The sequence below is a fragment of the Sphingomonas sp. BK580 genome, assembly GCF_014194975.1.
Lineage (GTDB): Bacteria > Pseudomonadota > Alphaproteobacteria > Sphingomonadales > Sphingomonadaceae > Sphingomonas.
Window position 1 is genome coordinate 1 of the sequence record NZ_JACIAY010000019.1, and the last position, 13,414, is coordinate 13,414.

11 protein-coding genes are annotated in these 13,414 nt (G+C 70.1%); 9 read left to right on the plus strand and 2 right to left on the minus strand.

All coding sequences use genetic code 11. The features are described from left to right. Positions 1-176 precede the first annotated feature (176 nt). On the minus strand, positions 177-1,328 hold the full coding sequence (locus tag FHY05_RS21580) for a glycosyltransferase (RefSeq protein ID WP_183946504.1): 1,152 nt from the start codon (positions 1,326-1,328) through the stop codon (positions 177-179). Positions 1,329-1,559: 231 nt separating this feature from the next. On the opposite strand from FHY05_RS21580, the gene FHY05_RS21585 reads away from it, so the two are divergent. The 9 genes from FHY05_RS21585 to FHY05_RS21625 all read left to right on the plus strand — a co-directional run bounded on the left by FHY05_RS21585 (position 1,560) and on the right by FHY05_RS21625 (position 12,842). Then, complete coding sequence (locus FHY05_RS21585) at positions 1,560-2,114, plus strand: polysaccharide biosynthesis/export family protein (RefSeq protein ID WP_311732553.1); 555 nt, start codon at positions 1,560-1,562, stop codon at positions 2,112-2,114. Then, on the plus strand, positions 2,114-3,439 hold the full coding sequence (locus FHY05_RS21590; RefSeq protein WP_183946505.1) for an outer membrane beta-barrel protein: 1,326 nt from the start codon (positions 2,114-2,116) through the stop codon (positions 3,437-3,439). Before FHY05_RS21585 ends, FHY05_RS21590 begins: the two co-directional genes overlap by 1 nt. A gap of 44 nt (positions 3,440-3,483) precedes the next feature. Further along, positions 3,484-5,598, plus strand: coding sequence for an AAA family ATPase (locus FHY05_RS21595; protein ID WP_183946506.1), 2,115 nt, complete (start codon positions 3,484-3,486; stop codon positions 5,596-5,598). A gap of 234 nt (positions 5,599-5,832) precedes the next feature. Further along, positions 5,833-7,122: a hypothetical protein gene (locus FHY05_RS21600; RefSeq protein WP_183946507.1), complete on the plus strand. Its 1,290-nt coding sequence runs from the start codon at positions 5,833-5,835 to the stop codon at positions 7,120-7,122. Further along, complete coding sequence (locus FHY05_RS21605) at positions 7,119-8,015, plus strand: glycosyltransferase family 2 protein (protein ID WP_183946508.1); 897 nt, start codon at positions 7,119-7,121, stop codon at positions 8,013-8,015. The genes FHY05_RS21600 and FHY05_RS21605 overlap by 4 nt, the downstream gene beginning before the upstream one ends. A gap of 241 nt (positions 8,016-8,256) precedes the next feature. Then, positions 8,257-9,066: an aldo/keto reductase gene (locus FHY05_RS21610; RefSeq protein WP_183946509.1), complete on the plus strand. Its 810-nt coding sequence runs from the start codon at positions 8,257-8,259 to the stop codon at positions 9,064-9,066. A 205-nt stretch (positions 9,067-9,271) separates the two neighbouring features. Beyond that, on the plus strand, positions 9,272-10,585 hold the full coding sequence (locus tag FHY05_RS21615) for a Gfo/Idh/MocA family protein (RefSeq protein ID WP_183946510.1): 1,314 nt from the start codon (positions 9,272-9,274) through the stop codon (positions 10,583-10,585). Positions 10,586-10,681: 96 nt separating this feature from the next. Then, complete coding sequence (locus tag FHY05_RS21620) at positions 10,682-12,067, plus strand: hypothetical protein (RefSeq protein ID WP_183946511.1); 1,386 nt, start codon at positions 10,682-10,684, stop codon at positions 12,065-12,067. Between the two features lie 16 nt (positions 12,068-12,083). Then, a complete protein-coding gene (locus FHY05_RS21625; protein ID WP_183946512.1) occupies positions 12,084-12,842 on the plus strand; it encodes a metallophosphoesterase family protein in 759 nt (252 codons plus the stop codon). A 16-nt stretch (positions 12,843-12,858) separates the two neighbouring features. Here the strand turns inward: FHY05_RS21625 and FHY05_RS21630 are convergent, their stop codons facing one another. After that, positions 12,859-13,266: a cupin domain-containing protein gene (locus FHY05_RS21630; protein ID WP_183946513.1), complete on the minus strand. Its 408-nt coding sequence runs from the start codon at positions 13,264-13,266 to the stop codon at positions 12,859-12,861. Between the last annotated feature and the right edge of the window lie 148 nt (positions 13,267-13,414).

Below are 13,414 nucleotides of genomic sequence, written 5' to 3' on the forward strand. Positions count from 1 at the left end.
GTCCGCCAGCGCCGCGTCGAGCGCGGCGACCAGCAGCGGCACGTTGCGCGACTCATTGTACACCGGCACCACGATCGCCAGCTCCGCCGGCAGCGCGCGCGCTGTCTCCGCGGCGCGCGCGCCAGCCGCCACGCCGTCACGCAGAACCGGGCGGTCCATTCCCTCTCCCATGGTGGTCATCGCGGCACCGACCCCGTCACGGGCGGCGGATCGAGCCGTACCGACAGCGCCGGGTCCCATACCGTGTACGTCTTGCCCAGGAATATCGACTCGATCACCCCGACGCCGACGCCGTACAGGCTGAGCACCGCCGAGGAGGCGAGCGACAGCGGCTTGGCCTGGGTCGTCTCGCCGATCACCAGCAGCAGCGCGGCGAGCAGCGCCAGCCCGCCCGCGAGTGCCCAGCCCGCGGCGAGCGCGAACGCCAACCCCGCGCACAGCGCCGCCCCAGCGACGAAGAAGGGCATCAGCCACTTCATCGGGCGGTGCGACACATAAGCGTAGAGCGGCAGGAAGCGCATGCGGCGCAACTGCGGCCACATCGCGCGATGGACGTTGAGCGCCTGGCACGCGATCCGCTGCTTGCGCCGCTTCTCCTCGTTGGCACCGGTGGCGCTGCGCTCATACACCTCGACGTCGTCGGCGCTGACGATGCGCTTGCCCGCGATCAGGATGGTGAGACTGAGGAACAAGTCATCGATGAGGTGCGGCGGCGGCGGCCGGTGCAGCGCGCGGCGCATCATGAACATCGCGCCGTCGCAGCCGATCAGCCCCATGCGATCGCTCTCGATTCGCTTGATCTGTTCCTCGCGCTGCCAATAACCGGAACCGAGCGCCGCGGTCGCGGTCTCGTCCGAGTTAGAATAGACCAGCCGTGCGGTGGCGCAGCCGACGCTCGGGTCGGCGAGCCAGCGCGCCAGCCGCGTCGCGACATCGACCTGGCTCTCCACGTTGGCATCGGTGAACAGGATATAGTCGCTGCGGCTGCGCGCGACGAGCAGGTTCATGCCGAAGGTCTTGCCCGCACGCTCGGCACCCACCACGAGGTCGATCCGGTCGGCGTAGCGCTCGAGGATCGCGACCGTGCCGTCCTGCGGGGAGTCGGCGTAGACGTGGATCGTCGCCGGCCCATAGGCCGCGGCGACCTCGATCAACCGCTCCACCTTGGCGGCGATCACATCCTGCTCGTTATAGGCGCTCATGCAGATCGCGAGCGACGGCGGCGGCGACGCCAGCTCGGCCGCCGGCACCGCCGGGCGCGCGCGCACGAAAAGGCGCAGGCTGAGCGGATAGGTCAGCAGCGGATGGACCGCGCATGCCAACAACATCGCGGCCACTACCATCGCGAGAACGCTCGACGTATCTATTGGAAGTCGCCCCGACTAACGACCGCGTACACTGGCCCCTGAGCCCGTAGAGTGTGGCGAGACGTCACCTGATGCAACGGAAAATCCAACACTTACCATATCAGAACAGGACATCATGCTGCGCCGCACCATGTTGACGCGGCGCGCTGTTCACTGGTAGGTATCGACGCTGTTAACCGGGGAGCAGTGTCGGTGCGTATCACAGCCTGTTGGGGTCTGATCCTGCTTGCCAACGCGGGCATAGCGGGGGCGCAGAACGCACCCGCGCCCGCCGCGGCGACGAGTACGCCGGCTTATCTGCTCGGGCCGGGCGACAAGGTGCAGATCGCGGTCTATGGCGAGCAGGAGCTCACCGGCGAGCAGCTGGTCGGCCCCGACGGCAGCGTGACGCTGCCGCTGATCGGCCGTGTGATGGCCAAGGGTCGCTCGGTCAACCAGGTCTCCGAGGACATCCGGGCGCGGCTCGCCGACGGTTTCGTGCAGAACCCGAGCGTGGCGGTGACGATCGTCAACTATCGCCCCTTCTACATTCTCGGCGAGGTCAATACGCCCGGCCAATATGAGTACGCGCAGGGAATGACCGTCCTGTCCGCGGTCGCTCGCGCCGGCGGCTTCACCTACCGCGCCAAGAAGAGCGAAGTGTTCGTCAAGCGTGAGGGCGACCCGCAGGAATATCGCGTCCGCGTCACCAATGACCTGCTGATCCAGCCCGGCGACACGATCAGAGTCGGCGAGCGCTACTTCTGATGCGGCGCGCTCTCTCGCGCGCACGTCGGTCCGCCGCGGCGAACGCGTCGCTGGTCGGCGTGCTGCTCGCCGCGGGTGCGGCCTGGCCTTGCGCCGCCGACGCGCAGGTGTTCGGCCAGCTGCTCGACTCCGAGATCCCGCTGACCACGCAGACCGGGCGCAACCAGGGCGTGCTGGAGCGGCCCAAGCCCGAGCTGGCGCCGATCGGCCTGCCGCTCGGCAGCTTCCGGCTCTATCCCGACGTGAGCGCCGGCGTCGGCGTCACCACCAACGTCGTGGGTGCCTCGGTCGACGCGCGCTCCGACACATTCGCGACCTTCTCGCCGCAGCTGACGCTCCGCAGCGACTGGGGCCGGCACCAGCTCAACGGCATCGTGAACTATTCGGCGGTGCGCTATCGCTGGACCTCCCCGCGCGACGAGGACGCCTTCCTCGCGGAATTGTCCGGCCGGCTCGACGTCGTCGGCGAGAGCCAGATCAGCGGGGCGGCCTCGTATCGGCGCACCTACGAGAGCCAGCAGGAAGCCAACTTTCCGGTCAACGGCGCCGGCTCGGTGGCGGTCGACCAGGCCCGCGGGATGTTGCGCGCCGCGGTCGTGACGAATCGGCTGCGCTGGACCTTTAGCGGGGACTTGAACACCTTCCGCTACGGCGACACGATCAGCACAACGGGCGCGCGGCTCGACCTCTCGTTCCGTGACCGCGACGTGTATCGCGGAACGGTGCGCGCCGAATATCAGCTGAGCCCTGACAATTCCATCTTCGCGCAGGGCACGTACCGGCGCACGGATTACGTCACCACCAACGAACTCGATGATCGCACCAGCAGCGAGTGGCGCGGCGGGATCGGCGCGATCGCCGACGTGAGCGAGCTGCTGCGCGTCGCCGGGGGTATCGGCTATTTCCGGCGCACCTATGCCAACCCGGTGTTCGTGCCGATCGGCGGCATCGCGATCGACCTTCGCGCCGATTATTATCTGTCGCCGCTGACGACGATCTCTGCGGTCGTCTCGCGTCAGCCCGAGGACGCGGCGGTCCGCGGTTCGCCCGGTTACATCGCCAGCCGGACCGGCCTGCGCGTCAACCACGAGTTGCTGCGCAGCTTAGTTCCTTACATCGGACTTGATTACTTCACCGGCACCTTCAAGAATTTCAACCGTAAGGACACCGGTATCATCGCACTCGGCGGCTTCGATTACACGCTGAATCGGCGGTGGGTGCTCAGCCTCGACGCCAATTACAGCTCGCGGCAGAGCTCGGGGACGCAGCGCGCACCGGGGATCAATGAGTTCCGCGCGCTCACCAGCATGAAGTTCAGGATTTGACCCAGGGCGATGTCCGCATCGATCCCCGCAAGCGCAGGTAGCTTATGAATCAGGAGACGATCCGAGACCCTGGACCGCAGGATCTCGCCGGGCTGTTCTCGCGCTTGAAGCGGCACCTGCCGCTCAGCGTCGCGATCGTGGCCGCCATGCTGGTGCTGGCCTATGTCGGTACCAAGCTGATGTCGCCCAAATATACCGCGACGACGCAGCTGCAATATGCGCCGGCCGCGACGCTGGCGCGCGATGCAGGGTCGCAAGCGCAGCGCTCGCTCTCCGACCAGGAGCGTGACGCGGCGATCAGCGCGCAATTGCAGATCGTCAGCTCGCTGCCCGTGGCCAAGCAGGTGCTGCGCGACAAGGCCGTGCTGAACAACGCGCGCCTGCGCCAGGTCGCCAAGTCAATGGACCCGAGCGGCCAGTCGGTCGACGCGCTCGCCTCCGCGCTGCTCGCCAATGTCGCCGCCGCGCGCGTGGGCCAAACTCCACTGTTCACCATCAGCTACACCGATGCCAATCCGCTCGACGCGGCGCGCATCGCCAACGCCTTCTCGCGCGCCTATCTCACGGTGCAGGCGCAGCAGAAGGCCGGCACCGAGGACGGCGGCAAGACCGACCTCAACAAGCAACTCGCGCTGCTCGGCCAGCGCGCGCGCGAGGCCGACGCCGCGGTGGCGGCCTATCGCCTGCGCAACAACATCGTCGTCGACCCCACCTCGACCGGACAGGGGGAGGCACTCACTGACATGAACAACTCGCTCGCCGGCGCACGCGGCGAGGCGGCACAGGCTGCGGTGCGCGGCCAGGCGAGCGGCAGCACGGTGATCTCGGGCGGCGTGGATACCAGCGCTCTGTCGAGCCTGCGCCAGCAGCGCGCCGAGGCGGCGCGTGACCTCGCCGGGCTGAGCGCACGCTACGGCGACCGCAACCCGCAGGTGATCGACGCCCGCCAGCGCGTCGCCGAGCTCGACAAATCGGTCGATCGCGAGATGGCGAGCGTTTCGCGCAGCGTTCGCGCCGAGTCCGATGCGGCACGCGCGCGCGCCGCCTCGATCGAGTCGAGCCTCGCGCAGACGCAGGGTCGGCTCGCGTCCAACGTCCGCGCCGGCGTCGAACTCGCCGAGCTGCAGCGTCGCGCGGATGCCGCGCGCCAGCTCTACTCGAACCTGCTCGCCAACGTCGGCCAGCAGACGACCAATCTCGCGATCGTCCAGCCTGACGCGCAGATCGTCGTCGAGGCGGTGCCGCCGCTCAGCCCCTCGTCGCCGCGGCTGCTGATCAACCTGCTCGTCGGCTTCGCGCTCGGCAGCGCGATCGCGCTGGCCCTGGCCTATCTGCGCGAGCGCTGGTCGCAGACGATCAACACGATCGACGACATCCAGCGCCTGCTCGGCGTCGACTTCCTCAACTCGATCCCGACGCTCACGTCGGCGATCGACAAGCCGCGGACGAAGGACGCGGCCGAAGCGGTGATCCTGCACCCGATGTCGTCCTACGCCGAGGCGTTCCGCAGTCTCGCGACCACGCTGATCTTCGACGCGCGCGAGGCGCCGACCGAGGGCGGGCGCGTGATCGGCGTCACCTCCGCGCTGCCGCGCGAGGGCAAGACCACCACCACCGCCTCGATGGCGCGCGTGCTGGCGATGGCCTCGACCAAGGTGGTGATCATCGACGCCGACCTGCGGCGCCGCTCGGTGACCCAGGCGATGTGCCCCGACGCCACGCTGGGCTGGACCAACGCGCTCAACGGCGAGACGACGCTGCGCGACGTGATGGTCGCCGACCAGACCGGCGCGGTGATCCTGCCGATCACGCCGGGCGCGGAGAAGAGCCAGCGCATCTTCGAGACCGAGGCGTTCAAGGACATGCTCGCCACGCTGCGGCGCGAGTTCGAGGTGATCCTGATCGATACCGCGCCGGTGCTCGCCGTGGTCGACACGCGGACGATGATCCCGCAGCTCGACTCGCTCGCGCTGCTGACGCACTGGCGCCGCACCCCGGTGAAGGCGGTACGCGCCGCGCTCCACCAGATCGAGACCGTCGGCGGCTCGGTCGCGGGCGTGGCGATGACGATGGTCAACCTGAAGACGCAGGCGCAGTCGGGTTACGGCGACGCGTCTTACTACTACACCGACATGAAGGAATATTACGTCAGCAACTGACGGCGGGCCGCGTCGGCGTGAGCCGACGCCGTCAGCCGTCTTCCCGAAGTCGTTTCGCGATCCACCGTGCCGCAGGCGCCGCCATCTGTGCGAGTGCGGAGCGGTGGATCCTGAGACGAGCTCAGGATGACGCAAGAGGGTGTGCCGCGCGCGCGAGCATCCTCGCCCCCTTCCCCATCATCATCGCCCCGACGAGGAGGACCGACCATCCCGGCGCAACGCCTCGAACGCGCGATGCGCACGCTGGCCGCGCCGCTCGAACGGCGCGTCGGGGCCGCCGCGGCGCCGCGGCTGTACGCGCTGGTCGACCAGGGCACGTCGGGGCTCGGCAACATCATCGCCTTCGCGCTGCTCGGCCGCGCGCTGACGGTGACCGAGTTCGGCGCGGTCGGCATGATGATCGGGCTCCACTACGTCATCGCCGGCTTCCATCGCTCCGCCGCGGTGCTGCCCTTCACCACCGACCATCGCGCCGACCACGACCCGCGCGCCGCGCATGCCGAGAACAGCGACTGGTGGTGGATCGCGCTCGCGCTCGCGCTGGCGCTCTCGGCCGCGACCGCGCTGGTGGGCGGCGCGGTCGCGATGGCGGCGCGGCGCTGGCCCGAATGCGGCTGGGCGGTCGAGCCGCTGCTGCTCACCGCGCTGATCTCGCCCGCGATGCTGGGATGGGAGTTCGCGCGGCGCTGGCTCTACAAGATCGACCGCGCCGACATGGTGGCGCTGTGCGCAACCGCCTATTTCCTCGTGCTCGCGCTCGCCGCGCTGATGGCCGGGCGGCTCGGCCTGGGGGCCCCCGGCGGCGCGCTCGCCTGGGTGCTCGCCAGCCTCGCCGCGCTCGGGCTCGCCCTGCCGGGGCTCGCCCCTGCCCGCGCCGACCGCGCCGGGGTGCGTGCACTGGTGCGGCGCCATCGCGCCGAGTCGAGCTGGCTCGCCGCGACCAATCTCCCCTACTCGGTCTACAGCACCGCCTCGATCGTGGTGGTGATCGGCGTGCTGGTCGGGCCCGTCGCGGCGGCGCTGTTCACCGCGGCGCGCACGCTGACCAACCCGGCGATGAGCATCGTCTCGGCGATCGACTCGATCGACAAGCCGCGCGCCGCGCGCGCCTTCGCTGGCGAGGGACTCCCCGGACTGGCGCGCGTGGTGCGGCGCTCGCGGCTCACGATCGCGGTGGCGACCGGGCTCTATCTCGCGCTGGTGGCGGTGTTCGCCGCGCCGCTCGTCGCGCTGGTGTTCCACGGGCAATATGACGGCTCGGCCGCCAACGTGCGGCTGCTCGCGCTCGGCTTCTTCCTGTTCGGGCTCAACCTGCCGTCGGAGACGCTGCTGATCGTGCGCCGCGCCGGCCGGACGATGCTGGCGATCCGCTGCGTCACCGCGGCCCTGACGATCCTCGGCCTGTGGCTCGGCGGCCGCCACGGCGTCGCCGGCATGGCGATCGCCTTCGCCGTGACCCAGGCGTTCAACCTGCTGCTGCTGCGCGCCGCCGAGGCGCGCCACGCGCGAGAGACCTTCGCATGACCGACATCCGCTACTCGATCGCGATCCTCACCTACGCGCGCGAGCCGATCCTCGCGGAGGTCATCGAGCGGCTCGCCCAGCACCTCGCCGGGCGCGCCGATTACGAGCTGATCGTGATCGACAACAACGTCGAGCGGATCGACCGCACCGCGCAGCTCGCCCCGTTCGCCCACGCGGTGCACCTGTGGGACGGAGCCAACAAGGGTGTGGTCGCGCGCAACCTCGCGTTCGAGCGCGCGCGCGGCGACGTGATCGTGCTGCTCGACGACGACGTGTTCGTCGACACGCCCGACTTCCTCGACCGGTTCGGCGCCTTGTTCGACGCGACGCCGCGGCTCGGCGCGGTGACGATCCGCAAGCACGTGCGCGGCGAGACCCGCCCCCGCCCCGACCTGATCCCGCACACCGACAAGTCGATCGACCTCAGCAAGCCGTTCGACACCTTCCGCTTCGTCGGCGGCTGCGTGGCCTTCCGCGCCGCGACGATCAGCGAGACCGGCGGCTTCCTGCCCGATTTCTTCTACGGCTTGGAGGAGATCGAGCTCTCCTACCGCATCATCGATCGCGGCTGGACGATCCGCTACCAGCCCGACATCGTCTGCGAGGAGCTGGAGCATCCCGCCGGGCGCAAGCCCAAAAGGCTGGTGCAGTCGGACCGGCTGACCAACAAGTTCATCATCAGCTATCTGCGCATGCCCTCACCCTATGTGTGGGTGAACCTGATCGCCTTTCCGCCCTATGCCTACGCCTTCGCGCGCGGCGAGATGGACGTGGGGCGCGCGATGCGCCAGTTCGTGACGTGGCTGCGCCGCCGCGACCGGCCCGCGCGCGCGCCGATCGGCAAAGCGGCGCAGCGCTACATCCGCGACTGTGGGGGGCACCTGTGGCGGTGATCTCGCGGCAGATCCTCCCCGCTCGCGGGGAGGTGGCAGCGCGCAGCGCTGACGGAGGGGGAGCTCCGCGAGCGACCCGGCTCGCCTGGGGCAGCCGCCCTCCACCACCGCGCGACGCGCGGCGGGTGAGCTTTGGCGTGCTGCCAGCGCGCCAAGATCGTGTCCGGGGGACGCGATCTCGCTCGCACGCCCCCTCCCCGTGCCGGGGAGGATCTTACGTCAGCCACCCGGAGACCCGCCGATGACCGCGCCCGCGTTCCCCCCGCTCGGCCTCGGCTGCGCCAAGATGGGGTCGTTCAACAATCCCAGCACGCTCGCCGACAGCGTCGCGCTGGTCCAGCTCGCGCTCGACCTCGGCGTGACGCTGCTCGACACCGCGAATATCTACGGTCAGGGTGACAGCGAGCGCGCGATCGGGCGCGCGCTGCGCGGCCAGCGCGACCGCGCGCAGGTCGTGACCAAGGCGGGCAACGCCTTCTCCGCCAAGATGCGCGTGATGCGGCCGCTCAAGCCGCTGATCCGCGCGGTGCTGGCGCGGCGTGCGATGGGCGCGGCGGTGACCGCGCAGCGCGCCGGCGCGATGCGCACCGACTGGAGCCGGGCCGGACTGCTGCACGCGCTGGACGGTTCGCTGCGCCGGCTGCGCAGCGACCATGTCGACGCCTTCCTGCTCCACAGCCCGGACGCCGCGACGATCGCGCGCGGCGACGCGGTCGGCGCACTCGCGGAGGCCAAGCGGTCGGGCCGCGCGCGGCTCGTCGGGATCGCCTGCGACGACACCGCCAGCCTCGACGCCGCGCTGGCGAGCGAGGTGACCAAGGTGCTCGAGCTGCCGTGGGACGTGATCGCGGCGATCGCCGACGACCCGCGCGGTGCGGCGATCCGCGCGCGCGGTATCCCGGTGATCGCGCGCGAGGTGCTGCGCTTCCAGCCCGGCGTCGACGCCGCCGACGCGGTGCGGCGCGCGCACGCGTCGCCGCTGGTCACCACCACGCTGATCGGCTCGCGCCAGCCCGAGCGCGTCCGCGCGCTGGCGGCGGCGGTGGCGTGATGGCGCCGCCGCGTCACGCCGCACACCACCGTGTTCCCGCGGACGCGGGAACCCAGGGTCAGGCAGGGCGACAGCCGGCTGCGTCCGCGGCGCTCGGGGTCCCGCGTGCGCGCGAGCTCGCCGCGGGTTGCTCGTCGGTCCTGCGCGACCTGGGGATGACGAAGGGAGAGCGTCCCGCGGCGGGCGCGAGGGGAAGGACAGAAGCATGAAGATCGCCTTCGTCGGCTGCGGCTACGTGTTCGACATCTACATGCGCACGCGCTGGGCCTATCCCGAGATCGAGATCTGCGGCGTCTACGATCGCGACGCCGCGCGCGCCGCGGTGGTGCACGATCATTACGGCTTCCCGCTCTACCCCTCGCTCGACGCGCTGCTGGCCGACGCGCGGGTCGAGGTCGTGATCAATCTCACCAGCATCGCCTCGCACGAGGAGGTGACCCGCCGCGCGCTCGAGGCGGGCAAGCACGTCTATACCGAGAAGCCGATCACCACCGAGCCGGCGCGCACCCGCGCCCTGTTCGAGCTGGCCGAGACCAAGGGGCGAGTGCTCGCCGCGGCGCCGTGCAACCTCTACTCGGACGCGGTGATGACCCTGTGGAAAGCCATCGCCGACGGCGCCATCGGCCGCCCCGTGCTGGTCTATGCCGAGCTCGACGACAATCCCGCGCACCTGATGCGGCTCGACACCGTGACGAGCCCGACCGGCGCGCCCTTCCCCTATGCCGAGGAGCTGCAGGAGGGCTGCACCGTCGAGCATATCGGTTATCACCTCGCCTGGCTGTGCGCGCTGTTCGGCCCGGTGCGCGCGGTGACCGCCTTCTCGACCTGCCTCGTGCCCGACAAGAACACGCCCGAGCCGCTCCACCCCGCGACCACGCCCGACCTCTCCGTGGCGTGCCTCGCCTTCGATGGCGGCGTCGCCGCGCGCGTGACGTGCAGCTGGGTGGCGCCGCGCGACCATCAGATGCGGGTCATCGGCGAGGCGGGCGAGATCAGCGTCGACAACGTCTTCCACGACCAGTCGCCGGTCTTCCTCGAGCGCTTCTCGCGCGTCAGCCTCAGCGCGCGCAAGGCCTATAGCGCGCGCAGCCAGCCCGCGATCGGTCGGCGCTTCGGCATCAAGGGCCGGCGCCTGGCGCTGGTGCGGCGCTGGAAGTCGCACGCGGTCGAGGCCGAGCGCGGCGTCGGCAACTCGCCCAAGCACCGGCTGGTCAGCTGGCTGCGCCGCCGCGAGGTCTACGCGCAGGACAAGATCCTCGGCATCGCCGAGATGGGCAAGGCCATGGCCGAGGGGCGGCCGCAGCTGATGGGGCCGGACTTCCTCCTGCACCTTAACGAGCTGACGATGCTGGTCCAGGACGCGGGCGCGTGCGGCGCGACCGTGGTGCCGAGCACCAGCTTCGCCCCGCTGGCGCTGCCCGCCGACCTGGCCGACGCGCCCGACTATCGTGCCGGCTATCGCGCGCGGCTCGCCGAGCGCACCGCCGCCAGCGCGGTCGAGCGGATGCACCGACGCTGAGCCGCGGCGGGACAGTCCCCGCCTTGGGGCGCCGATGGACACGGCCGAAGGCTTGCGTGTATCGATCAGCACAGCCTGTATGGGAGAGTGGTGGCGGTGAGTGAAGGATCCGACGACGGCCGCCGCGCGCCGCCGGCGCTCGACCAGTTCGGCATGCCGATCAAGGGTGGCGAGGGACCGGCACGACGTCGCGTGCGCCGCAGCAGCGGCGGTGGCAGCAGCAGCGGCGAGGCGGTCAGCGGCACCAGCTTGGCGCCGGAGGCCCGCGAGCAGGACGCGGTCCAGCAGACGGTGGTCGTCGGTGTCTTCACGGCGATGCTGATCGGCATCACCGTGTTCCAGAAGATCGGGCTCGGCCCGTCGGGCGCGATCATCCCGGTGATCCTGCCGATCGCGCTGATCGCGCTGACCATCGGGGTATTGTTCGCTCGACCCGTGTTCCGGCCCGAGCGCGCCATGCTGTACTTCGCGGTGGTGGTGACGTCGGCGCTGAGCACGGTGTTGTTCACCTCCGCCTTCTCGCTGAGCAGCATCGGGCTCTACTTCCTGCTCTATCTGCCCTTCCTGGTGGCCTTCGACACGACTCCGGAGACGCACAGGAGGTGCCTGACCCTTTTCAGCAACCTCATGCTGATCTTCGCCGCCATCGTGTGGCTGCAACACGCCATTCAGTTCTCGGTCGGGTGGCAATACTGGCCAAATCTCGATAAACTCGTTCCAGATTCCTACTTGGTGCCGGAGTTTCTCTACATCCAGCCGATCCAATACGGCATGAAGTACATGAAGCCGTCGGGCATCACCTTTCTCGAGGTGTCGTTCATCTCGCAGTTCATCACGCTGGCGTTGATCGTCGAGCTGCTGTTCCTGCAACGGATGGTGCGTGCGATGTTCTTCGGCGCGACCCTGTTCGCCACCTTCGCTGGTACCGGGCTGGTGCTGCTGCTGGTGGCGCTGCCGATCGTGTTCACTCGGATGAACGTCCGCACCTTCGTGACGGTACTGGCGACGGCGTTCATCGCGCTGTTCGTGGCGTTGCAGCTGCAGTGGTTCGACATGGTGGCGGACCGGATGGGCGAGTTCGACAAGCAGGGCACGAGCGGGAGCTCGCGCTTCATCGAGCCGCTCGATCGCGTGCGGCGCGCGCTGCTCGACCCATCCGCCGTCTACTCGGGCGTGGGGCCGGGGCAGATCGAGCGCGGCGGCAACATCTTTTGGTGGCCGATCGTGAAAGCGATCGTGGAATATGGCCTGGTTCAGGGACTGCTGCTCTACGCCTTCCTGCTCTTCTCGATGTTCGATCGCACGCCCAGCCGCCAGTTCGCCATCATCCTGATCCTGTGGTATTCGTTCGAGGGCACGCTGCTGACGCCGCTCAACCCGATCGCGCTGGTGATGCTGTCCTCGATGTTCATCCTGCGCGAGGCGCCCAAGCCGCGGCGGTCGCACGGCGGCGCGGCGGCAGTGGCGCCCGCGGCGGCGTGAACGACAGGGAGTTCCGATGCCGCCGCTCACCGATCGACTGACCTATGCCGTGGGTGACATCCACGGCCGCGCCGATCTGCTCGCGCGGCTGCTCGACCAGGTCCGCGCCGATCGCGCCGCCCGCACCGCGCCGGGGCGCGCGCTGATCGTCTTCCTCGGCGACTATGTCGACCGCGGTCCGCGCTCGCGCGAGGTGATCGATCAGCTCATCGCCTTCGCCGACGAGCCCGCCTTCGAGAGCCGCTTCCTGCTGGGCAACCACGAGGACGCGATGCTCGACTATCTCGACGGGCGGATCAGCGGACTGGGCTGGGCCAAGCACGGCGGCGACACGACGCTGCGCTCCTACGGTGTCGAGCCACCGCGCGAGGAGTCGCGCGCCGCCTGGGCGGCGCGGCGCGACGCCTTCCGCGCCGCGGTGCCGCCGTCGCATCGCGCCTTTCTCGAGCGCTGCGCGCTTTCTGTGGTGCAGGGCAGGTTGCTGTTCGTCCACGCCGGCATCCGCCCGGGTGTCGCGCTGGAGCAGCAGGACAAGCGCGACCTGCTATGGATCCGCAGCGAGTTCCTCCACGCCGAGCGCAACGATGCCTGGCTGGTGGTGCACGGCCACACGCCCAAGGAGGAGGCCTACGCGGGCCCCGGCCGCCTCTGCCTCGATAGCGGCAGCTATCTCAGCGGGCGGCTCACCGCGGCGGCGTTCGACGGCGCGGACGTGTCGCTGATCGAGACACACGGCCGCGCGCCGCGCCCTATCCCGGTGCGCCTGGCGGGCTGACCGCGGTCGCCGCCGCTCAGCCGCCCGGCTGCCAGCCCGGCGCCGCGAGTTCGAAGCCGGCGAAGTCGAAGCCGGGCGCGACCACGCAGCTCACCAGCGCCCAGCCGAGCTCGGCGGTCGCCGCCTGCCACGCGCCGGCAGGCACCAACGCCTGCGGCCGCTCGCCCGCGGCGACATCGGCGCCGAGTCGCAGCGGGGGCTCGTCCGCGATGGCCAGCGTGAGCGGCGCGCCGGCGTGCCACAGCCACAGCTCGGCGGCGTCGACGCGGTGCCAGTGCGACCGCTCGCCCTCGTCCAGCAGAAACAGGATCGCGGTCATGCGCGAGCGACCGTCCGGTCCGGGCGGCAGCCGCAACGTCTCGCGGTAATGGCCGCCCTCGGGATGCGGGCGGAGGTCGAGCTGGCGGATCAGGTCCTGCGTCATCGTCGCGCAGTGCAGCCGAGAGAGTCGGTGCGGTCAAGCCGCACCGTCCCCCCGCTTGTCGTCCATCGCGCAGGACGGCCGGGGCGCTCGTCGGGCGGAGCGACGCTGCGGTCAGGCGTCCAAGTGGTGCCCTCGCGAGCCGTCGGCC

What these genes read in the sequence shown, in the direction of transcription:
- FHY05_RS21580 (WP_183946504.1), bottom strand. Translation starts at nt 1,328, where the DNA reads ATGTTGTTGGCATGCGCGGTCCATCCGCTGCTGACCTATCCGCTCAGC.
- FHY05_RS21600 (WP_183946507.1), top strand. Translation starts at nt 5,833, where the DNA reads ATGCGCACGCTGGCCGCGCCGCTCGAACGGCGCGTCGGGGCCGCCGCG.
- FHY05_RS21610 (WP_183946509.1), top strand. Translation starts at nt 8,257, where the DNA reads ATGACCGCGCCCGCGTTCCCCCCGCTCGGCCTCGGCTGCGCCAAGATG.
- FHY05_RS21615 (WP_183946510.1), top strand. Translation starts at nt 9,272, where the DNA reads ATGAAGATCGCCTTCGTCGGCTGCGGCTACGTGTTCGACATCTACATG.
- FHY05_RS21595 (WP_183946506.1), top strand. Translation starts at nt 3,484, where the DNA reads ATGAATCAGGAGACGATCCGAGACCCTGGACCGCAGGATCTCGCCGGG.
- FHY05_RS21630 (WP_183946513.1), bottom strand. Translation starts at nt 13,266, where the DNA reads ATGACGCAGGACCTGATCCGCCAGCTCGACCTCCGCCCGCATCCCGAG.
- FHY05_RS21605 (WP_183946508.1), top strand. Translation starts at nt 7,119, where the DNA reads ATGACCGACATCCGCTACTCGATCGCGATCCTCACCTACGCGCGCGAG.
- FHY05_RS21590 (WP_183946505.1), top strand. Translation starts at nt 2,114, where the DNA reads ATGCGGCGCGCTCTCTCGCGCGCACGTCGGTCCGCCGCGGCGAACGCG.
- FHY05_RS21625 (WP_183946512.1), top strand. Translation starts at nt 12,084, where the DNA reads ATGCCGCCGCTCACCGATCGACTGACCTATGCCGTGGGTGACATCCAC.